This is a genomic window from Methanoregula sp., from assembly GCA_041645435.1.
In the GTDB taxonomy this organism is placed as follows: Archaea; Halobacteriota; Methanomicrobia; order Methanomicrobiales; family Methanospirillaceae; genus Methanoregula.
In genome coordinates this window covers 248,963-269,376 of sequence record JBAZQB010000001.1, presented here as the reverse complement: position 1 = coordinate 269,376, position 20,414 = coordinate 248,963, and the positions used below count along the sequence as shown (strand labels likewise).

20 protein-coding genes are annotated in these 20,414 nt (G+C 50.1%); 11 read left to right on the top strand and 9 right to left on the bottom strand.

Annotated elements, in window-relative coordinates; genetic code table 11:
* The first annotated feature begins 12 nt into the window (after window positions 1-12).
* The gene (locus WC593_01305; GenBank protein ID MFA4823773.1) at window positions 13-1,401 is read left to right on the top strand and encodes a PP2C family protein-serine/threonine phosphatase; all 1,389 of its coding nucleotides are present in this window, start codon (window positions 13-15) and stop codon (window positions 1,399-1,401) included.
* Between the two features lie 157 nt (window positions 1,402-1,558).
* Window positions 1,559-2,959, top strand: coding sequence for a carboxyl transferase domain-containing protein (locus WC593_01300; GenBank protein ID MFA4823772.1), 1,401 nt, complete (start codon window positions 1,559-1,561; stop codon window positions 2,957-2,959).
* A gap of 102 nt (window positions 2,960-3,061) precedes the next feature.
* On the opposite strand, the gene WC593_01295 is transcribed toward WC593_01300, so the two are convergent.
* Together WC593_01295 and WC593_01290 are read right to left on the bottom strand one after the other, a co-directional pair.
* Window positions 3,062-3,556 carry a DUF5804 family protein gene (locus WC593_01295; GenBank protein MFA4823771.1) on the bottom strand — a complete coding sequence of 165 codons (495 nt, stop codon included), beginning with the start codon at window positions 3,554-3,556 and terminating at the stop codon, window positions 3,062-3,064.
* A 117-nt stretch (window positions 3,557-3,673) separates the two neighbouring features.
* Window positions 3,674-4,834 (bottom strand): proteasome-activating nucleotidase, encoded by a 1,161-nt coding sequence (locus WC593_01290; GenBank protein MFA4823770.1) that lies wholly within the window; start codon window positions 4,832-4,834, stop codon window positions 3,674-3,676.
* 44 nt (window positions 4,835-4,878) lie between these two features.
* Here WC593_01290 and WC593_01285 point away from each other — a divergent pair, with 44 nt between their 5' ends.
* Genes WC593_01285 through WC593_01270 form a run of 4 tightly spaced genes read left to right on the top strand, consistent with a single transcriptional unit; the run spans window position 4,879 to window position 7,609 of the window.
* On the top strand, window positions 4,879-5,292 hold the full coding sequence (locus WC593_01285; GenBank protein ID MFA4823769.1) for a DUF126 domain-containing protein: 414 nt from the start codon (window positions 4,879-4,881) through the stop codon (window positions 5,290-5,292).
* Between the two features lie 50 nt (window positions 5,293-5,342).
* The gene (locus WC593_01280; GenBank protein ID MFA4823768.1) at window positions 5,343-5,804 is read left to right on the top strand and encodes a hypothetical protein; all 462 of its coding nucleotides are present in this window, start codon (window positions 5,343-5,345) and stop codon (window positions 5,802-5,804) included.
* A gap of 48 nt (window positions 5,805-5,852) precedes the next feature.
* On the top strand, window positions 5,853-6,971 hold the full coding sequence (locus WC593_01275) for a TIGR04013 family B12-binding domain/radical SAM domain-containing protein (GenBank protein MFA4823767.1): 1,119 nt from the start codon (window positions 5,853-5,855) through the stop codon (window positions 6,969-6,971).
* Entirely contained in the window at window positions 6,968-7,609 is a 642-nt protein-coding gene (locus tag WC593_01270) for a metallophosphoesterase (GenBank protein ID MFA4823766.1), read from the top strand. The genes WC593_01275 and WC593_01270 overlap by 4 nt, the downstream gene beginning before the upstream one ends.
* Here WC593_01270 and cyaB read toward each other — a convergent pair.
* Entirely contained in the window at window positions 7,584-8,126 is a 543-nt protein-coding gene (cyaB, locus tag WC593_01265) for a class IV adenylate cyclase (protein MFA4823765.1), read from the bottom strand. The two genes, WC593_01270 and cyaB, sit on opposite strands and share 26 nt — an antisense overlap.
* Before the next feature lie 55 nt (window positions 8,127-8,181).
* On the opposite strand from cyaB, the gene WC593_01260 reads away from it, so the two are divergent.
* Window positions 8,182-8,859, top strand: coding sequence for a peptidylprolyl isomerase (locus WC593_01260; protein ID MFA4823764.1), 678 nt, complete (start codon window positions 8,182-8,184; stop codon window positions 8,857-8,859).
* A gap of 380 nt (window positions 8,860-9,239) precedes the next feature.
* Here WC593_01260 and WC593_01255 read toward each other — a convergent pair whose 3' ends face one another.
* Window positions 9,240-10,406, bottom strand: a complete 1,167-nt coding sequence (locus tag WC593_01255; protein ID MFA4823763.1) for a TIGR04083 family peptide-modifying radical SAM enzyme — start codon at window positions 10,404-10,406, stop codon at window positions 9,240-9,242.
* A 108-nt stretch (window positions 10,407-10,514) separates the two neighbouring features.
* On the opposite strand from WC593_01255, the gene WC593_01250 reads away from it, so the two are divergent.
* Entirely contained in the window at window positions 10,515-11,591 is a 1,077-nt protein-coding gene (locus WC593_01250) for an IPT/TIG domain-containing protein (GenBank protein ID MFA4823762.1), read from the top strand.
* Between the two features lie 49 nt (window positions 11,592-11,640).
* Here WC593_01250 and WC593_01245 read toward each other — a convergent pair whose 3' ends face one another.
* Window positions 11,641-12,666, bottom strand: a complete 1,026-nt coding sequence (locus WC593_01245; protein ID MFA4823761.1) for an mRNA surveillance protein pelota — start codon at window positions 12,664-12,666, stop codon at window positions 11,641-11,643.
* A complete protein-coding gene (gene rqcH, locus WC593_01240; protein ID MFA4823760.1) occupies window positions 12,656-14,551 on the bottom strand; it encodes a ribosome rescue protein RqcH in 1,896 nt (631 codons plus the stop codon). The genes WC593_01245 and rqcH overlap by 11 nt, the downstream gene beginning before the upstream one ends.
* Before the next feature lie 60 nt (window positions 14,552-14,611).
* Between rqcH and WC593_01235 the strand changes: the two genes are divergently transcribed.
* From WC593_01235 to WC593_01225, 3 genes are read left to right on the top strand one after another with little or no spacing between them, the layout of a single operon-like run.
* Window positions 14,612-14,962: a hypothetical protein gene (locus WC593_01235; protein ID MFA4823759.1), complete on the top strand. Its 351-nt coding sequence runs from the start codon at window positions 14,612-14,614 to the stop codon at window positions 14,960-14,962.
* A gap of 22 nt (window positions 14,963-14,984) precedes the next feature.
* The gene (locus tag WC593_01230) at window positions 14,985-16,757 is read left to right on the top strand and encodes a ribosome biogenesis/translation initiation ATPase RLI (protein MFA4823758.1); all 1,773 of its coding nucleotides are present in this window, start codon (window positions 14,985-14,987) and stop codon (window positions 16,755-16,757) included.
* A gap of 47 nt (window positions 16,758-16,804) precedes the next feature.
* Window positions 16,805-18,004 carry a hypothetical protein gene (locus WC593_01225; GenBank protein MFA4823757.1) on the top strand — a complete coding sequence of 400 codons (1,200 nt, stop codon included), beginning with the start codon at window positions 16,805-16,807 and terminating at the stop codon, window positions 18,002-18,004.
* A 37-nt stretch (window positions 18,005-18,041) separates the two neighbouring features.
* Here the strand turns inward: WC593_01225 and WC593_01220 are convergent, their stop codons facing one another.
* The 3 genes from WC593_01220 to WC593_01210 are packed head-to-tail and all read right to left on the bottom strand — an operon-like array spanning window position 18,042 to window position 20,413.
* The gene (locus tag WC593_01220) at window positions 18,042-19,316 is read right to left on the bottom strand and encodes a hypothetical protein (protein ID MFA4823756.1); all 1,275 of its coding nucleotides are present in this window, start codon (window positions 19,314-19,316) and stop codon (window positions 18,042-18,044) included.
* A complete protein-coding gene (locus WC593_01215) occupies window positions 19,294-19,785 on the bottom strand; it encodes a chemotaxis protein CheD (GenBank protein MFA4823755.1) in 492 nt (163 codons plus the stop codon). The genes WC593_01220 and WC593_01215 overlap by 23 nt, the downstream gene beginning before the upstream one ends.
* A 16-nt stretch (window positions 19,786-19,801) precedes the next feature.
* Entirely contained in the window at window positions 19,802-20,413 is a 612-nt protein-coding gene (locus WC593_01210; protein MFA4823754.1) for a chemotaxis protein CheC, read from the bottom strand.
* Window position 20,414 lies beyond the last annotated feature (1 nt).

Genomic DNA, 20,414 nt, shown 5'->3' with positions numbered 1-20,414 from the left:
ACATTCGTCTACATGGACTTAAGCCTCCTGCAGACATTTCTGATGCTTTTTGAGATGATCTGCGTGGTCATTGTTTTTGCCTATCTTTTCACCCGCAGCCGCTTTTTTGTCGAAGTGCTCGAGCATCATCCGGTAATCTCTACCCAGATTATCCTTGTCGTTGTCTTTGGGGCCCTCTCGATATATGGTCTTTCCAGCGGCGTTACCTACTCCGGGGCAACGGTCAATATCCGCGATCTCGGCCCTATCCTCGCCGGTATTACCTGTGGCCCGTATGTCGGGCTCGGTGCCGGGCTGATAGGCGGGGCTTACCGGCTTTCGATGGGTGGCTCCAATGTCATGGGAGCAGCAATCGGGCCGGTTATTGCCGGCCTCTTCTCCGGCATTGTATACCTCTACAATAAACGCGAACTGCTCTCGACAAAGAATGCAATTATTCTCACTATCGTCATAGAATCGTTTGTCTCGGCAGTAACCCTCATCATACGGGCATTGAGCGGTTCTTCATCATCGGTATGGACGGTCATTGTCAATGTGGCTCTCCCGATGATCATCCTTACGTCCATTGCTGTCGGCGTTTTTTCGTATATCGTCCATAACCTGCTCAATGAAAGAAAAACACAGAGGGAGAAGGAATCTCTTGAACGCGAGATGGCCCGGAAGGATGCAGAACTCCAGATCGCCGCAGAGATCCAGAAAAGTTTCCTCCCTGATACAATCCTCCAGATTGACGGGTTCGAAATCGCAGGTACCAGCATTCCGGCAAAAGAGGTAGGCGGAGACTTTTATGACGTGATGCCGTTTGAGGTCATTCCATTTAACCGGCAACGCATTGGGGTGATGATCGCCGATGTTTCCGGCAAAGGGGTACCTGCTGCCCTCTTCATGGCCCTCTCCCGGATCGTGATCCGGGTCAGCGCAACCTGGTTCTCGAAGTCCTCAGAAGCGATCGCGTTTGCCAATCCCATCATCAGCCGGGACTCAAAAACCGGCATGTTTGTCACGGTCTTTTACTGTGTCCTGGATAACGTAAATCACAATATTACCTATGTCAATGCCGGCCATAACCCGCCCCTACTCATACGGGCAGGTTCTGACGTAGCTGAAGAGCTTGAAGCCACCGGTATTGCCATCGGTGCAATGGATGATGCTCCCTACGAACAGCAGGAAAGACCGCTTGCGAGTGGTGACCTGCTTGTTCTCTATACGGACGGGGTAACCGAAGCGGTCAATGACAAAGAGGAGATGTTTGAGATCCCCCGGCTCATGAACACCATCCTGACATCACGCTCCCTGACTGCGCAGGAAATCGTGGACGCAATAATCAATAGTGTAAATGATTTCAGCCAGAACCAGCCGCAATACGATGATATCACCCTTATGGTCGTCAAGGTGAAGTAACGGAACATGCAGCACCTCCGGAGGCATTAATAATTAACCAATAAGAAATAATTGCGAATATTCATGCCCGATTACTCACTTGATATTGTGAGAACATAAAAAAAATAACGTCACTGATTAAAACCCGATGAGGAGATGATTTTTTATAAACCCGCTGATGACCCGTCGCCTTGCTCTTCTTTTGGATCCCGGCAGTTTTGTCCCGCGGTTCACTGACGGGGAAGGAGAACTTGTCGGGGGCACGGGCACGATAGGGGGCCGCCGTGTCTGTATCATCGCCATCAACCCGGAACCGTGCGGCCAGGTCGATGCCTTTGCGGTTCTCCAGCAGGAACATGCATTGCTCGACCTGGCAGAAGCACAGCACCTCCCGATCATTCACCTTGCAGATCGTCCCGGCCGTGTGGCAATGGAGACGACAGCAATCCCGCTGACAATCATGCAGACGTTCATTGATTCGCGGGGAGCCGGCAGGATCTTTGCCCGGTTTGCGCATTTATCAGGGGTTGTCCCGAGAATTGCCGTTGTCTTTAATCCCATTGCAACAACCCTGACCTATCCGGTAGCAGAATGTGATACCGTTGTTATGATGGACCGGGCAGGTATGTCGCTTGCACGTCCCGACATGGTACGGCTGATGACGGGAGACACGAGCACCTATGAGGATTACGGGGGTGCCCGGATGCATACCGAGATCTCGGGAACGTCAGATAAACTCGTCTTTTCTGAAAAGGAAGCTATTGACTGGGTTCGGAAATACATTGCATTCTTTCCCTCGCATTTTACCGGAAAACCTCCGGAAGTCCGGTCTCAACTACCGGAGCCGGATTACCCCCCGCTCAGCAGTATCATCCCGGCAGATACGGATCTTCCCTTCGATATGCATGAAGTGGTACATTTTTTCATCGATGAAGGGTCCTTTCTTGAACACCGGGCGCGATACGCACGGGAGGTTATCACGGCCTTTGCACGGGTAGGTGGAAAAGGTGTCGGCATCATAGCAAATAACCCGGAACAGAAAGGAGGGATCCTCTTTTCTGAGAGCTGCCGGAAAATTGCTGCCTTTGCATCCCTCTGTGATGCATTCAACATCCCGCTGGTATTCCTGGCCGACATTCCGGGTTTCATGGTGGGAAAAACTGCCGAACAGTCAGGTATCATCCATAACGGTGCCCTCGTCTTTACGACAATAGCCAATCTTTCTGTTCCTCATATCTGCGTTGTTGTGCGCAAAGCGTATACAGCCGGTCTCTATGCAATGGGGGGGGCCGGATTCGATCCCGAACGGTTCGTTGCTTTCCCGGATGCTTCTATTACCATCTATGGCCCCAAAGCGATCCAGCTCCTTGCAAAAGAGAGCCGGTATTCCGAGGAGGCACAGTTAACGATGGCAGACCAGATCAAAGAGAACTGCAATGTGCTCAGGTATGTTGAGTCCGGCGTGCTGGATGCGGTCATCGGGGAAGACGATCTCCGGGCTGAGGTTGATCAGTTCCTTGAGCACTTTTATAAAAAACCCCTTGACCGGACCACACCCCGGCGGGTACTTTGTCTTTAATGCCGGTTGGTAATCAGGACGGGCAATAATGAACCGGCGTATTGACCAGGGATATAAAAAAGCGTGACGGGGTGTAACAGGATCCCGCAACCGCCGATACGGTTATTCTTCGCTGCCAGCCCCGCCCGCATCCTCGAGCGGGATGGGTTCTCCGATATCTTCCACTTCGTCTTCCGTGCACCAGATCTCGATCGCTTTATCGACACCGGCATATTCCTGGTGGTACTCGTCAACGGTGGAGCCCGGTGACATGATCACGGTGCTGATCAGTTTTCCTTCGCGGAACCCGTAGAGCCGGCGATACGGCCACGTCGTGCCAAGCACAGTCACCCGTTCGTAATAGATGTCCTGGGCCATCTGCTGGGTGCAGTATACCCCCTTTGTCACTTCAAAGAGCGATTCCTTTGCATAGCGCCGGATATACCAGCGCAGTTCTGCCACAAGGGACATGGCGCTTCCCAAAGAAGTTGTCGTTATCAGAACTCCGCAGGGTTTTCTCTTCGGGTGGTAAAAACGGAGCACCATACGGCTGGTCTCCGATGCAAAAAGAGTGTGGTGAAGATCAATGCCTTCTTTCTGGAGCACAAGGATGTTCATGCGATCTCCTGGTGTTTGTCCTGTAAAGGATGAATTGCAGGACACCCTTTTATTATGAAAATGGCTCCGCCATTATTATGTGCCGGTATACCAGAAAAACTCGTGATCATACGGGTTTTATGTATACATGCGGGTATCGGTATTTTTCTCCAGCTTGACTTTCCTGACCGCAGAGATAAAGTCCGTCATTCCTACGGATACCGCTTCCCGCCGCACGGCCATCATACCGGCTTCGCGGCAGATTGCCTGGAGTTCTGCACCGGTCGCCTTCTCGGTCATTGCAGATATGATTTCGAGGCTGACGCCTTCCATGTGCATATTCCGCGAATGGATCTTCAGGATCTCCAGCCGGGAGTCCAGGTCGGGCAGGGGAATCTCGATCAACCGGTCGAACCGGCCGGGACGAAGGAGGGCCGGATCCAGCATATCCACGCGGTTTGTTGCCGCCATGATCCGGACATCCCCCCGGTTGTCAAATCCGTCCATCTCTGCAAGGAGCTGCATTAACGTCCGCTGGACTTCGGCACTTCCCGAGGTCCCGTCATTGGTGCGCATGCTTCCCACTGCATCGATCTCGTCAATAAACACGATTGCAGGAGCCCGCTCGCGGGCCAGCTGGAACAGTTCGCGGACAAGGCCGGCACCTTCGCCGATGAACTTGTGCACGAGCTCGCTTCCCGACATGCGGATAAAAGTAGCCTGTGCTTCGTGGGCAACCGCTTTTGCAATCAGGGTTTTACCGGTTCCCGGTGCCCCGTAGAGCAGGATACCCTTTGGCGGCTCGACACCGACACGCTTGAAAATCTCGGGTCGTGTCAGCGGGTATTCAACCGCTTCACGGACTTCTTTTATCTCGTCAACAAGACCCCCGATCTGTGCATAGCTGATATCCGGGGATTCCTCGAGTTCCATCACCCGGACGCGGGAATCGTAGATATTGCCGATCACTTTCACGATTGAGAGGGCATTGTTGACGGCAACTTTCGCACCCTGTTTGATCTGCGGGCGGAGCTCTTCTGAGACCTGGGTGAGATATTCCTGGTTGTTCCCCTGCTGGCGAAGATAAATCTCGCCATTTTCAAGGATATCGACAACGACAGCTACAAAAAGCGGCATGCGCTTTAACTGGTTGTTCTCGCGCTTGAGCTGGCCGTTCTCCTTCTGGAGATCGTCCACTTTCACCTTTAAGTCAAGGAGGGTAGCCTCGAGCTCGTTGAGCTGTATCTGGTATTTGAGCTCATTCTGAGGTGCAGAAGTATTGACGGCTGTCTCTTCCATATCTATCATATACTGAAATCTTCAAACATTTATTAGGTGTGATTTTGCTAATCAGGGGAAGAGGGATTTCAACAGGCAAGGCAAGTGGCCCGCTGCTCGTCAGTCCGCAGCCAATCTCGTTTCTGTCCGGTGTGGATCCGGACACCGGCATTATTGTCGAGAAAGGCCACCCGCTCAAAGGGCAGTGCATTGCGGGTACCGTGCTCGTTTTTCCCTATGGCAAGGGTTCAACAGTCGGATCCTATGTACTGTATGCCCTGAGCAGGAACGGAAAAGCGCCGTCAGCACTTGTAAATACTGAAGCAGAAGCAATCATTGCAACAGGTGCAATTATCGGAAAAATCCCGATGATCGACCGGATAGATGTTCCCCTCACCCGGCTGAAGGATGGGACCCGCGTTACGGTGGATGGCGGACTTGGTGAGATGGAATATGACGGGGAACTCGCCCCTGCCTGACAGGCTCATTCAGCACAAGCATCATATAACTCCAACTCGTACGTTCTGGTATGCAGTACCGAATCATTGTTGTCATGGTTTTCCTTATGTGTGCCGCACTAGCTATTGCAGGCTGTACAGGAACACAGAATACTCCTGCTGCATCTGCTCCAGGATCAGGAACCGGCCCTACCGGTTCATCCGCCCCTGCCGGGAACCTGGTTGTCTCTCCAACCGAGGTAGTACCGGAATATAATATGGTCACCGCTGATGTCGGTGAAAAGGATTACCTGGGGAACATTCCGGTCATCTTCCAGGGCGGCATGGGTCAGATCCATGTAAAAAAGATCGATGTGACCCTGTATCGTTCCGATGGTCAGGTTAAGACAGCGACGATTGGCACCAAGAAAGGCGATCAGGCTGAACTTGAAGGAACGAAACAGACCGATCGCGTGGTTGTCAGGGTGTCTATGGATAACGGTCAGAGTTACACGATCAAGGATGTCCTGAGCCCATACCGCACCCGCCAGTAAACAATCACTCCTCTCTTTTTTGACAGGACTTGAAGGACAATTTTTATCATGCAGGTAAACTGGCGACAGATTCACGCGGCACGGAACTCGTACGCAGCACTCCTTGCAGCGTGCGAACAGTCCGGGTTTTCTCTTAAACGGGTGGAACACCCTGAAACGGAAGTGACCTGTTACAGTCTCAACTCGCTCAATGAACCATACTATCGCGATGAGATTGCGGGAGCAGACTGTATCACCATTGTTGGCGGGCCCCACGCAACCGCGTGTCCTCAGGAGGTTGCCGGGTATGCCGACTATGTCATTATCGGGGAAGGGGAATATACCCTGCCCCGGCTTTTAGAAGAGATCGAGCGTGGTGGGACGGGGACTATTGCCGGTGTGGCGACACGCGATCATTATACCCCTGCACGATCCAGCGTCCGACTTGACGCTTACCCGGCATTTTCTGAGAAGCAGGGTTTTGTGGAGATCTCCCGGGGCTGCCCGTTTTCCTGCGGGTACTGCCAGACGCCGCAGATTTTCGGTTACTGCATGCGGCACCGCTCGATCGATACGATTGCTGAATTCTCGAACCGGTATGAGCATGCCCGGTTTGTCTCGCCCAATGCATTTGCTTACGGATCTGACGGTATTCACCCCCGCTGGGAAAAAATTGAGGCACTTTTAAAAAGTCTCCGTAATCAGATCTTTTTTGGCACGTTTCCTTCAGAAGTCCGTCCGGAATTTATCTGCAAAGAATCGCTCGATCTCGTTAACAGGTATTGTACCAATACTAAACTTCATTTCGGCGCTCAGTCGGGCAGTGATGATGTGCTGGAACAGCTGCATCGCGGGCACACGGTTGAAGATGTGATCCATGCTGTCGAACTCTGCACGGAATCCGGTATCACTCCCGTAGTAGACTTTATTGTTGGTTTCCCGTTCGAGAGCGACGAAGAGCAGGTGGCAACGGTGAACCTGATCCAGCAGGTGGCACGGTCCGGAAAAGTTCATGTCCACCGGTTCATCCCGCTGCCCGGTACTTCTCTCGCCGGTACAACCGCGCGTCCACTCCTGAAGCAAACCGAAAAAGCCTGTGGAAAACTCGCTTTGGCGGGAAAAATCACGGGTTCTTGGAGTGAACCTGCGGTAAGGTTTTTTAGACCCCCTTCAAATGATATACCATGAAAGATGTGCTATTGATAGCAGATCTCCATGGTCAATTCGGTAAAATTGATTCATTTCTGGAATTGAATCCAGAAGCGGTATTTATTGCAGGAGACATCACCAATATGGGTCCAGTTGACACGATCGACGACGTGCTTTCACGCATCGATGTCCCGTGTTTTGCAGTTCCCGGAAACTGTGACCCGCGTGAGATTCTCGAGACACTTGAACACTCCGACGCCGTCAGCCTTCATGGCGCCCAGATCAACTTGGGCAAAATGACGATCGTTGGTGTTGGCGGATCCAACCCCACACCGTTCGGAACCCCGTTCGAGCTGACCGACAAGCAGATAGATGACGTGTTGAACAGCGCGATGAAAAAGATGGAGAAGTCCGTTCACAACGTACTGCTCTGCCATGCACCCCCGTTCGAGACTCTCGACAAACCTGCGGGTGAGCACATTGGCAGCCACAGTATCAGGAAACACATGAAATCGTTCGATATCGTGTGCTGTGCCCACATTCATGAGGCACGGGGCATTATGGAAGTCGACGGTGTAAAAATTGTGAACCCCGGTCCGGCAATGGACGGGCACTGTGCAATGATCCACTTCGGCAACGATGCACGGGATATCAAGATTGAACTGCTGACCGTTTAGACAGGAGCAGTTCAAGGTACGAGGCGAGGATTGGCTCGCCGGATACACCAATCTCTTTTGCAATCTTTTCAATCAGGACAGCGGCATTGGAACTCTCATCCTCTGCCATGATCTCAATCTCTACAAAAGTGCCAAGCTCATCAACTTCATCGAGTGAGATTGCAGATCCGGAGAAACGGTAGTTCTCACGCCACTTGTTGACTTCGGTGGTTTTCGTGAACCCGAGACGAACGAGCATTGTTTCAAAAACCTCGCCGGATTCAACCGCAGTGTTCAGCTCTTCACGTGCCTTAAGACCGAATTTTTTGATCTTGGCTCCCTTGTAGGTGACCACGGCGTGGTTGTTGGTGTACCGGACCCGGACCGCTTCATCGGTAAGGCCGAAGTCCCGGTGAGGTGCGTTATAGTAGATATCGTGCTCGTGTATCTTGCCGGAACATGCGGCTCCTTTCTCCAGCAGCAGTTTGCGGACAGGTTCAAGCGAGGGTACTCTTACTTTTAATTCAACTTCGAGCATAGGTGTGCCACACTTTTATCTGTCATCGTTGCGATTTAATATAGTCAGGTGAAGCATGGCAATAAACGAAGGAGATTTTATTAAACTGAGTTATACGGGCAGTGTGAATGGCAATGTTTTTGATACTACCTTTGAAGAAGAGGCAAAAAAAGCCAATATTCACAGCGCAAATGCGATCTACGGCCCGGTAACAATCTGTGTCGGCCAGAAGCATGTGATTCTCGGTCTTGACGAGACACTTGTGGGCAAGAAAGCCGGTGATGAGGGCGATGTAACCGTTGCTCCCGATAAAGCATTCGGCGAACGCGATATGAAGCGTGTACAATCATATCCCAAGAACAAATTCACCCAGAAACCCGTTCGTGGCATGCCGGTGAAGATGGAAGAACTGGGAGAAGGTACTGTTGTTGATGTTATCGGCAACCGTGTGATTGTTGATTTCAATGCTCCCCTTGCCGGCCAGACACTCGAGTACCACTACAAGATTGAAGAAGTGGTCACTGATCCGCTCGAAGAGCTCAAAGGTCTTATCCGCCTGTATGCAGGAAGGGAAATGGAAGCAACCCTTGAAGATGGCAAGGCAACGGTTATCCTCCCGGCAGGGATCAACTATGACCGCCGCTGGATGCTCTGGCGGGGTCGGATTATCCACGAAGGTTTTGAACAGATCAAGGGAATCTCCGAGATTGTTCTCGTAGAGACCTATAAGAAACCAGAGAAGAAAGAAGAATAATTTTTTTTATTTTAATTATTTTTATCGGAATTTGACGGTAAGAACTTTTTTGAATTTTCACAATTTTAATAGAATACCGGGAGCTATTATGAATTACAAAATGGGGGCTGATGCCCCCATACCCCCAAATGCGATGAACCCCGCCGCCCCCGACGGGGCGCCCCCGCGGCGGATCTGTCGGTTTAGATCATAATGCGATGTAGCAATTCCATTTGCATCTTTTCGGCCTTCCATGAATAAAAAAGTGAACAGGATAAACCACCCTGCCCAGCGGCGACCCGCCGAGGCGTCGCCGCGACCCCCGAAGGGGGTGGGAGACATCCCAATTAAAATTCTGTATTTTTCTAACACCTGCGAAAGGATATTGAGCCCGTACACTATTATTTTGAAAGCACCGAGTGCATCAGGGTCATCATTCCCGCCTTTGCCGGGCGTTTCGGCCGTGGCCCGAACGGGGAGAATGCAGTCATGTCCATATCATCGGATCCGAACATCTCCTTGTTCACGCGGTCATTTAATTCATCAAAGATTCGTTTGTAGGCCACGCAATGGGGATCGACACCCTGAATCATCCCTCCTGTCGGGACAATTGCATTGTAGGGACACCCGCCACGGCAGTACTTGATATGCGGGCATTCTTTGCATGCGGTATCAACAAATTCCTTATACTGCTGCATCCGCTTTCCTGCCAGGGAATTTGCAAGCGTTTCTAGGGACGGACAATCCTTCACATGTCCCATCACCCAATCGTCCATGCCAACAAAACGGTAGCAGGGATAGATGCTGCCATCGGGACCAATGGCAAACGTGTTGCCCATGCAGTCGGCAAACGTGCAGACCGAACCCCGTCGGGTTGAAACGCACCGGCACAGGTCGTTGATGTTCATAATCTCGATTTTTCCGAAATTTTCCAGATACTTGTCAAGCAGGAAGACGAGCAGTTCACCGTACACTGCTGGTTCAAGCGCCCATTGTTTCGAATTATCGCTGCGGAGGGATGGCAGGGCCGGATGAAGTTTCATCACAAACCCGTGATCCAGGAAAAACCGGAAGATCTCCTCTCTCTGTATTACCGATTCACCGGTGAAGGTGCAGATGAACCTGACCTGCAGGCCATGCGCCTTTGCCAGTTCGTATCCCCGCATAGTCTTTTTGAAATATCCTTCACCCCGCTGGGAATCATTAAGCGCTTCAGGGCCATCGATACTGGTACCGATCGGGATTTTATATTTCGCAAGGATGTCAGCCAGTTCCGGGGTGAGCAACCAGAGGTTGCTCTGCATGGCAAACGTAGGTTTGAGATGGCGCAATCCATCCGAGATCAGGGGAAGTGCCTGCCGGTAAAAATCCGCACCCCCGAGGAGCGGTTCACCCCCATGGAAGGTGATAGTGACCTGATCTTTTCTGAAGTCCTTGAGCCAGGCCACCACTTCTTTGACAGTGTCAATGCTCATCCGTGGCGATCCCGCTTCTGAGCTCCAGCAATAGCTGCAGTGCGCAGGACAGCCCAGTGTCGGGATGAGCATGATATGAAACGGACTTTTCATGAAATGGAGTACCCTGATTGTTCTTCTCTTTTTAAAATGTATAATCGTTATTCTTTTACCGTATGAAGAAACGGTTTTTTAAATAGCGTCAGAGTAAAATAATTGATCATGAACCGGATGTCAGGCTTTGTCATGGTCGTTCTTCTTATTACAAGTGTACTGATTGCCGGCTGTTCGGATTCTGCATCATCAAATAATATCTCTGCCCAAACAGCCACGGTAACGACAACGGCTCCAACAACTGCCCTCTACAGTGCAGGAGATATTGTCAGAAGTGCAAAAGCGGGAGCAGAAACAGGTTGGTTAATTCTCAAATATGATTCCGGCTCTGATTCCTACGAACGGGCATTTATCTACAGAAATAATGATGGGAGTTGGGGTTACCGGGTTGATACACGAACCGAGACCCTTGGCCGGTCTGTGCTTGAAAAAGTCAACACGGTAAAAGTAACCAACGTTGATCCATCCAGTGTACCCCAGAAACAACCTGCAGTCGCTGCTTCACCAGTAACTGCTGTAGCAACCAGCTCTGGTACAGTTTCACCAGCCACCTCGCCGGTAACAACGACTACACCTGCGTCTAAACCCCAGATAAAAGGTATCTCTCCGGACAGTGGTATGGCAGGAACATCGGTCTCAATTACGGATATTCTCGGGGATGGATTCAAGAGTGGTGCATCTCTTAAGCTCGTACGGTCCAACAGTCCCAATATCTCTGCGACAAATGTAGATGTCCTGTCTTTGACACACATGTCATGTACCTTCCCGCTTCCTTCGGATACCACAACCGGCATATGGGACATTATTGTCACAAATCCTGATGGGCAGTCTGCCCGTTACAGCAATGCCTTTACGGTTCGTGTGAATTCCGCGGTGACTACTACTACAACCACACCCCCTCCAGCAGGTATCAACATTACCTCCATAGATCCAACCTCCGCTTTTTCGGGGGACTATAAACCGGTAACTGTATATGGCTCAATTTTCAAGGATGGTATTACCTGCAAACTGACCAAGAGTGGAAATGCTGATATTCTTGCATTGCCAGCACCGCGCTCCAGTGAGACGCAAATGCAATGCTATTTCACAATCCCTTCGGGATCATACGGGACATGGAGTCTCGTTCTGACAAACACCGATGGTACTAAAGGGACATTGTCCGACGGATTTACGGTAAATTCCTGATTATTTTACCTTTTTTAATCGGATTTTATTCAGATTTTGTTAGGAAAAATCAGGCCAGTTTATACCTGAGTAAAGCGGCGATCCCGCCCAAAGCTACCAGTCGTTCGCCGGGTTCAAAGCTGGATGAGAGCACAACAACCGTCGCCCGCATAGCTTCTGCACTTTCAATAAGAGCCATGGTTGCCGGATCCCGCAACAGTGTATCGGCGACCAGCACCTGCTCAACGGCACCATAGCCGATGGCATCCTGTACTTCCTGTTGCCCGTACGCAACTGCCCCGTCCTGTGCAATCCGGCAGAGCACTTCATCCATAAATTTCACTTCGCGGGAGAGCTGGAGATCATCGATCAGTTTTTCAAGTGCACCCTTGCCAATGACATCCTGCACTGCACCCCGCCCGATGCGCCGTGTCTCAACAATAATCGCTTTTTCCGCAATGGGGTTGCCCTTGTTTTTCGCATGTTTGACAAAATCGTCTTTGATAAAACCCGGGCCGGCAACGATCAACGGTCCGTCAATTGCGGCAAGGGGAGCAAGGACCTGTTCAAAAAATGCGGGACGGTTGTCTGACTCTCCCCCCTTGCCGCTCCCGGCTGAAAAGGTGACGACACTCTCCGGGCCGTATTGCCGGAGCCGGAAGAGTTCAGCTTCTCCCTCTTCGATCGTGAGAATATGGATCAGGCTGAATGCCGACGATTTCACTGCCCGTTCGATCCGTTCCAGCTCATGAGGACGCCACTGCTTGATGACCGAGATCTCAAAACCCGTCTCGACATTGAGGGTGTGATATGCCCCGATGTCAATCCCGTGCTCGATCACCCCGCTGAGCCGGAGCCGGATTCCATGTTCCGAGAACTCAACCCGCTCAATCCGGACGCCAAGTCGTACCGGCCGTTTCTCCACTTTCTCCGGGCGGAGTTTGTCACTTGCCGTATCCACACTCCGGAATGTGGTGGCAAAGACAAGATCTCCAGGGGCAACGAGATGCTGGAGATGCCAGAGATCATCTACACTTTCCGGAAAGAGCCGGATTTCGCCATTATTTCCTTTCAGGTCCCCGCAATCAGCCTTCATGCTGACCAACAATATCCGAGCCGCCAGGAGGTACGAATGCGGCCACCGTATCGGTATTCAGGATGCCTTTTAATGCCTTTTCCTCGTCTTCAGATATCTTGCTTTTCAGCAGGCGAAGCATCTTCTTTGCAACATCATTCGGCTCGAACTGCCCGGGCCTGAGCTCATTATATGCCTTGCATTTTCCCCTGATAACAGAAGGGGGGCCCCCGATCACTGCGGCATTCGGTTCGAGCATAAGCCCGATACCCACAGAGAGCGGTACATTCCGGTACCAGGTGCGCTCGCCCCGTATGATAAATGAACCCCGCGAGACAAATTCCCCGGATTCAGGGGTCTTACTCACCTGGGGGGGAAGAACACTGAAGACATCTGCGGAGAAATGACCGCTCCGCCATGCGCCGGAGTAGGAGGCGGCAAACTGTGCCACTTCGTCCATATGTTCTGTTTTGCCCTTGACGATCACGACACTCGCACCGTGAACATCGGCATGCACGAAAAGATCTCCGCCAGCCATATATTTCTTGACCAGTTCCTCGTTCTGGGACGCATCGCGCCCGCCGAGAACCACAATGCCATCACTGGTGATAAACCAGCGGAAGCGGTGGTACCAGAGTTTCTTCATCGGGATGATATCACGTCGTTGTGCCTTCTTTTTGACGACAACATTCTTCATAGCCGCGAGTGCACCGGTCTTCTTCTTTTTAAATTTCTTTATAATATCGTAATACCTGCCGGCATTCTGTTCAATACCTTCGTGCACATAGATTTTTACCCGTTTTCCAATATCGATCTCGACCGCTGCTTCATCGGGATAAAATGCCGTGATCTTTTTTGCATCCGCAGATGAAGTCCCTTTCAGATGGCGCTCGATCTCCTGCCAGGAGAGTTGTTTGCTGGCTGCATCCAGAGAGGTGATCAGGTTTGAGACAAACTGGTAGTTCTCATAGATTGCAGCAACAATCTCTTCGGTTTTTGCAACTTTCTCATCGAATTTTTTTATTGCTGATTCCTGGTATTTCCTGATTCGCTCCTCTTTGGAGAATTTGGGTTTTGCCGCTTTTGTTGCCGTCTCTTTCTTGGTCAGGGGATAGAATGCTTCGAGTGCGGCAGAAAAACTGGGAAAAGTCTGCTGGTCCTTTCCGCCCCTGATATCAACAGACTCGCAGTGCTTTGCCGATATAACAGGGGTGCGTGCATGCAGTACCTGGTCAAAAAATTCCTGTATTGCGGTAAACAGAAGAGCCGGATCAGCAGACGCAGCAGGCATTGTTTTTTCCTGCCCTGCTTTCTGGCAGATATACTCCGCATAGGCACCCCCCAGCATGCACCCCATAGCAAGCGCACGGACAAGATCCCGGTCTTCAGCCTTAAGTACTGCGGTCAGGTTCTCTAACGATGCAGTCGGATCGATTGCTGTCAGCTGGTACACTGCACCGGGAACAATTTCGCGTTCCTTGAAGCGGTGATGCCGGAGGGGTTTGACAATGGAGTATTCTTCGTTGGTCAGTATCACGTTTCCTTCATCAAAAAGTTCAATGATTAGCCGGTATACCGTGGTACCTTTTCCGATATCAAAGATCAGGATGCGCTCAAGTCCGTGCTGGTGGATTGCGAGCACCTTTCCGCCGGACAGGTACTTGCGCAGGAGCATCGCGTACTGGGGCGGATTTTTCGGGGGTGCGGGGAATTCCTTTACCAGATGGGTTCTCCTGCCGGATTCGATGAGCAGCAGGTTCCTCGCTTTGTTCTCACCGTTAAGCCGGATTCCCAGCGTCCGGGAGTCGAACTGGTAGACCTTGTCGATCCAGAGCGGCAGCTTTTCACACAATTCAGACGTCATTGCCTTAACGTCGATCCCGCTCATGCCCTGTTCGGATGCCATATATTATACCAAATTACATATGGCTTGCGCACTAAAAAATAAGACTACTGGTGTAACGGGATGAGCGACGAGATTATCGAAGAAAAGCCGGTCCAGACCAAGAAACAGAAGACCAAGGCAGATAAACAGGCAGAACATATCGACCGCATCAAGCGGACGCTTGCTGCAAGTCTTATTGGTATCTTTGTTGGCGGACTATCATACTACATCAGCATATCCTACAGCACCGATTCCGGGCTCCTCGCTTTCATGATAATGATTGCAGGAATTGTAGTCCAGAAGCATATCTTCATGCTCCTGCGTATGAATACCGAAAAACTGGGAGCAAAAGACTGGTTCTACCAGGGATTCATGACCTTTGCCTTCTGGTTCATGTCATGGACAATCCTGCTGACTGCAATGCCGAAATAATCCCCATCATTTTTTGATCCTCATGAGAATTGCGATTGTTCATAAAGACCGATGCCATGCCAAGAAGTGCGGTACCGAATGCATTATTTATTGTCCCCGCGTCAGGACCGGGGACGAAACCGTCATTATCGGAGAAGAGGGAAAAGCCGTCATATCCGAAGAACTCTGTGTCGGCTGCGGCATCTGCATAAAAAAATGCCCGTTCGGTGCGATCGATATTGTGAGCCTTCCCGAAGAACTTGAGCACCCCACTCACCGGTACGGTAAGAACGGGTTTGCGCTCTATGGCCTCCCAATCCCTCTTGAAGGAAAAGTCACCGGTATCCTTGGTGCAAACGGGATTGGAAAAAGCACTGCCGTAAAAATCCTTTCCGGCCAGCTCCGCCCAAACCTGGGTAATTTCGATACAGAAGTTGCCTGGGACGAGATCTTCAAGCGGTATGCAGGTACCGAACTCTTCGATTATCTCCAGACGGTATCAAAAAAGAGTTTGAAGATCGCGTCAAAACCCCAGTATATCGATTATATCCCCAAAATGTTCACGGGGACGGTCCGGGCACTCCTCAAAAAAACCGATGAGCGCAATAAACTGGCAGAAATGATGCCGGTACTCAAGCTCGATGCGATACTTGATCACGATATCAGTACGTTAAGCGGGGGGGAACTCCAGCGGGTGGCGATTGCTGCCTGCCTTGCGCGCGATGCCGATCTCTACTTCCTCGATGAGATCACGCCGTTTCTGGACATCTACCAGCGGATTGCAGCAGCAAAACTGATCCGGGAACTGGCAGCAGAACGACCGGTAGTTGTCGTTGAGCACGATCTGGCAATCCTCGATATGCTTGCAGATACCGTTCACGTTGGCTACGGAAAACCTGCAGTCTTTGGGATAATCACCCGCCCCAAGGGTGTCCGTGTAGGTATCAACCAGTACCTTGAAGGATTTTTGACTGAAGAGAATGTACGGTTCCGTACCACGCAGGTTGTCTTTGAGAAGCGGGCGCATGATAAAGGATCCAATCGTGAAGATCTTTTCATCATCCCGGCAATGACAAAGGAATACGAATCATTCCACCTCACGGTTTCCGGAGGAACTATCAAGAGCGGGGAAGTGCTTGGGATTGTGGGTGCAAATGGTATGGGAAAGAGCACCTTTGCAAAACTCCTTGCCGGAGTCGAAACTCCGACAACGGGCAAGATGGAAACAACCCTGAAAATATCGTATAAGCCCCAGTACATCAAAGCCGACACATCAGACAGCGTGGAAATGTACCTGCGCGGATGCACAACCAAATTTGACACATCATATTACCAGCACGAGATCATAGAATCGCTCTCACTCGAGCCTATACTCCAGTCACCGGTGGATAAGCTCAGTGGCGGTGAATTGCAGCGGGTAACCATAGCCGGATGCCTGTCACGGGAGGCTGACGTGTATATTCTCGATGAACCCAGTGCACATCTCGATGTTGAGCAGCGGGTCAAAGTTACCCGGATGATCAAGCACCATGCTGAAGGAAAACAAGTCGGTATCATGGTGATCGATCATGACATCTACCTCATTGATATGATCAGCGAACGGATTTTGGTCTTTGAAGGAGAGCCAGGTATCTCCGGTACTGCGTCAGGACCTTTTAAGATGCGGGATGGAATGAACCGGTTCCTTGATGAGCTTGATGTTACGTTCAGAAGAGACCAGAGCGGACGACCCCGAATCAATAAACCGGGGTCATTCCTTGACCGGGAACAGAAAACTTCCGGAGAATTCTATTATTATACTGCTGACGAAGAATAACTTCGTCTGATATACCTTTTAATATCTGGACATGCCATTTTTCCTATATGCGGGGAGAACAGCTGACCGATGCGATTGTCTATGAAAAGCTGAACCTGCTGAAAAAAGATTTTTCTGGCTATATCGAGCGCAATACTGAGAAAGTGGATGCAAACCTCCCGGTCTTTTTCGGGCACATGATTTCTGCTCTCGAAAAATCTTTTCCTGATATTCCCGATGAGTCGTATGATGATTTCATCGATAACATAACCTTCAAGGTGCTGGATGCGAGTTCAAATATCAATGATTTTGAATATATCAGAAAGGTTATTCTCAATGCACTTCGCCTGAAGAAAAGGAAAAATGCCGATATGGGAGTGAACCTCGTTGTCGGTCTGAAACTGTTAAAAACCGGGGACTATGGTCACGCATTGGATTTCTTAAAACAATATAGCGAACTTGATGCGAAGATTGGAGCGGCGGTAGCCTACTGCCACTATGTCCTGTCACTGAGGGAATTTAAAAAGGACACAGAGGTCCAGAAAAACCAGCGGCCCGGTGAGATGGAACTATTAGCACGGGAGACCATGCTCAACTTGGCCCGGATAAAGCCACCGGTAAACACGTTAAGACAACTGGATATTGATGACCCGGCATTTCTTGAAAAGATTTTCTGGCAGATGATCTTTTTAGGCCTCGAATGGTTCCCGAGCGAACAATGGTTTGTTGAAGTCGGTTTGAAAAACGCCACGGATACTGACAATATCGAAATGAAGAAGCGCCTGCTGGAAATCGGTTCAGAGCGGTTCTACACCGACATAGTCTTTTTACGGGAGATGTATTACTTCAAGCTCGAAAACCGCGATGCTGCGGGTGCTGCGGGCGTTGTGTATCAGCTGATCAAGCAGTATCCGGATGATCTCGAGCCTATCTATCTCGGTTTGAAATTGTCCCTGCTCCTGACAAAGAAGATCACGTACCAGAGCTTCAGAAAACTTGCCACTACAAAGGGTATGCCTGCATCTATTATCGAATTGTTTGATTTATCCTTTGATCTGCTGAACCAGGACAAAAAGGCAGCAATGAGCAAAATAACGGATTTTGAACGTGAATTCCCGCAATACCAGTATTATGTAACAGCCCTTCGGTATATAGCAGCAGATTTCTTTTCTGATAATGAAACACGGGTTAAACGGGCCAGGAAAACTCTCATCGATTCTATTGAGCAGTATTGTTCTGAAGAACTGAAGAAGAAAAAGGAAAATTGATTCATCTCCCTTGCCCCGTCGGAACAACCATTCAGAGTCAGGAAAAGATATTCACGCCAAATTTTTGAGCTATAGCACTGATGGCATGCACGATGGGATCGGTGATTTGGGTAAACATCGTTATAATGGATGATGAATCAGAGGATGGATTAATGACTGTAGTTGCTGAAGGATTGGGCTTAACGGGTGTGACCATGATAATCGGAATCCGTGAGGCAGTCGGCGTAACCAGATCAATCTGCAGTTGTTTTTCAGGATTCGCATTGTCGATGTAATAACCTACATATCCCTGCGTCGCAAACCAGACCCTGTTTTTTATATCTACATTCACTGTTTTGACAATTTCAGATGTGCCGATTCCTTCGAAACGGCTGAAGTGACGATATACCCCCCCATTTCGCCAGATATATAATCCGTCATCGGTTGCAATGTTGAGGTTCCCATCAGATCCTGCTGCAATATCATTGAAGGTAATTTGTTCCTGAGTAAGATCTTTGGTAGTCAGGATATCCTCAAAACCTGATACTGTGTCAAAGTGAATTATCTTTTCCGGGTTGAAGAAATATACCCCACCCAGCGGATCTCGTTTCACATGCTGCATCTGTCCGGCAGGACTCTCTTTGTCAGCCAGCATCTCAAACTCGACCGGGTCATCCTGATTACGTACAATCCACAGTCCTTCATTTTCTGTTGCTATCACGAGTGAATTGCTCGCTGAATCAAGGGTCATACTGTCGATCTCATAAAACCCCGGTCCGTTCCGGATCATGGGCTGGAACCATGTCCATTCACCATTACGGTAACGGTGAATCCCTGCATGACCGGTTGCAACCCACATGTCATCGTTCCAGCGCTGGAGATCATGTATCCGGGTCTCCTTGAGGAGTTGCTGATCCCGGATTACCTGGTAGTAGACACCATTGTAAATCTGAATTCCGCCCGAATACCCGAGCCACAGATTTCCGAGATGATCGAATTCAATTGCCGTGATATAATCATCCATAAGCCCCTGTGAAAGATTGTCCCGGTTGATGTGGCGGGTACTCCAGGTTCCATTAAAAGAGGACAACCCGTATGCCGTCGCGATAATGACATCGCCGTTCGGGCTATTGATCTGGTCCTTGATCTGATCTGAGTGTACCTGGTTTGCAGAGGGGATGAACAGGGTAATTGTATACGGCACAGTTTGTGAGCCGGTTGGGATCGATTCACCGGGAAAAGAAGTATTATCCTGCTGAACTGCACTAACCGGGTAAAAAATGAGAAAAATGAGAAAAATTACTGCGATTTCATATCTCGCTCGTGACGCCATCTGCTCTCCTGATAGAGACTTTACCGCCATTGGCGGGGAAGAAGGTAACCGATCGCCCGACCTTGCCCCCGACATCCTCAGCAGACAACTTGATTCCCTGCTCTTTTAACACGATCCGTACTTTTTCCGTATTCCGTTCACCGATGTTGAGATTGGTTCCGAAATACTCAAACATACATGCCCCGCCCGCAATTTTTGCAACGAGTGACCGTTGATTACTGCCGATCTTATCGAGTTCTTTTATGAGGAGGGGGATGGCGGTATCTGCATATTTCCCCGGACGTTCGGTTCTCCCGCTGCTATCCGGAAGCATAATATGTACCATTGCACCGGTTTTATGTTGCGGGTCATACAGGGTAAGCCCGATACAGGAACCCAGTCCGATGGTCATCATGGGAAAGGAACCGACCCGGTATTCACCGATGCCAATCATCGCCGTTTGCGGGGTCTGGGGATTTTGATCGGCCATTTCTGCTCACAGTCTTTTAGGTCGCTTTCATCATCTCTTCAAGGAGTTCAGTAATTCTTTTTAATGTACTAATCTCTGGCAGCATGATGATATCACTGTCAATCTTGTGCTCTTCACAAATCAGCTCTGTTGAGAAGAGTAAAACTTCGTCCACGTCATCTCCTAACTGGGCAATGAGCGACTCCATTGCGGCATGTGCCATATCGATACTGAGAGCAGGCGGTGACGGCAGCATGATAAAACCGAGAAGCTCTGCGGTGGCATCGAGGAATGCAGAGACCATAATGTTGCCAACTTCGAGAAGGGCACTCTGGTCCATCTCATTTAATTCACGATCCATTTCGGTCATTCCCAGCATAGTGTTGGTTAGTCGGATGGCAGATTCCTTGGTGATATAAAAAATAATATATCCGCCATGCTGGATCTCCCCCTGAAGTTCGAATACAACCATTGCGGCAGACTCGTCGCCAATATGGTTTCCGAGTTCGGCAAGGTCAATCGTCTTTATTGCCGGGACGCTCATCGAAACAGGGCTCGAAAGCATCTGTGATAACGTTGTTGCTGCATGGGCAGCACCAATATTTCCCAGTTCCTGAATCGCATCTGCCTGCACTGTTGATAATTTCATC

Bases quoted from the DNA above. Each gene is read 5' to 3' on its own strand.
- WC593_01230 (MFA4823758.1), top strand. From the start codon at position 14,985: ATGAGAATTGCGATTGTTCATAAAGACCGATGCCATGCCAAGAAGTGC.
- rqcH (MFA4823760.1), bottom strand. From the start codon at position 14,551: ATGGCATCCGAACAGGGCATGAGCGGGATCGACGTTAAGGCAATGACG.
- WC593_01260 (MFA4823764.1), top strand. From the start codon at position 8,182: ATGGCAATAAACGAAGGAGATTTTATTAAACTGAGTTATACGGGCAGT.
- WC593_01235 (MFA4823759.1), top strand. From the start codon at position 14,612: ATGAGCGACGAGATTATCGAAGAAAAGCCGGTCCAGACCAAGAAACAG.
- WC593_01290 (MFA4823770.1), bottom strand. From the start codon at position 4,834: ATGGAAGAGACAGCCGTCAATACTTCTGCACCTCAGAATGAGCTCAAA.
- WC593_01255 (MFA4823763.1), bottom strand. From the start codon at position 10,406: ATGAAAAGTCCGTTTCATATCATGCTCATCCCGACACTGGGCTGTCCT.
- WC593_01280 (MFA4823768.1), top strand. From the start codon at position 5,343: ATGCAGTACCGAATCATTGTTGTCATGGTTTTCCTTATGTGTGCCGCA.
- WC593_01245 (MFA4823761.1), bottom strand. From the start codon at position 12,666: ATGAAGGCTGATTGCGGGGACCTGAAAGGAAATAATGGCGAAATCCGG.
- WC593_01270 (MFA4823766.1), top strand. From the start codon at position 6,968: ATGAAAGATGTGCTATTGATAGCAGATCTCCATGGTCAATTCGGTAAA.
- WC593_01210 (MFA4823754.1), bottom strand. From the start codon at position 20,413: ATGAAATTATCAACAGTGCAGGCAGATGCGATTCAGGAACTGGGAAAT.
- cyaB (MFA4823765.1), bottom strand. From the start codon at position 8,126: ATGCTCGAAGTTGAATTAAAAGTAAGAGTACCCTCGCTTGAACCTGTC.
- WC593_01295 (MFA4823771.1), bottom strand. From the start codon at position 3,556: ATGAACATCCTTGTGCTCCAGAAAGAAGGCATTGATCTTCACCACACT.
- WC593_01305 (MFA4823773.1), top strand. From the start codon at position 13: ATGGACTTAAGCCTCCTGCAGACATTTCTGATGCTTTTTGAGATGATC.
- WC593_01300 (MFA4823772.1), top strand. From the start codon at position 1,559: ATGACCCGTCGCCTTGCTCTTCTTTTGGATCCCGGCAGTTTTGTCCCG.
- WC593_01225 (MFA4823757.1), top strand. From the start codon at position 16,805: ATGCGGGGAGAACAGCTGACCGATGCGATTGTCTATGAAAAGCTGAAC.
- WC593_01220 (MFA4823756.1), bottom strand. From the start codon at position 19,316: ATGGCGTCACGAGCGAGATATGAAATCGCAGTAATTTTTCTCATTTTT.
- WC593_01250 (MFA4823762.1), top strand. From the start codon at position 10,515: ATGAACCGGATGTCAGGCTTTGTCATGGTCGTTCTTCTTATTACAAGT.
- WC593_01275 (MFA4823767.1), top strand. From the start codon at position 5,853: ATGCAGGTAAACTGGCGACAGATTCACGCGGCACGGAACTCGTACGCA.
- WC593_01215 (MFA4823755.1), bottom strand. From the start codon at position 19,785: ATGGCCGATCAAAATCCCCAGACCCCGCAAACGGCGATGATTGGCATC.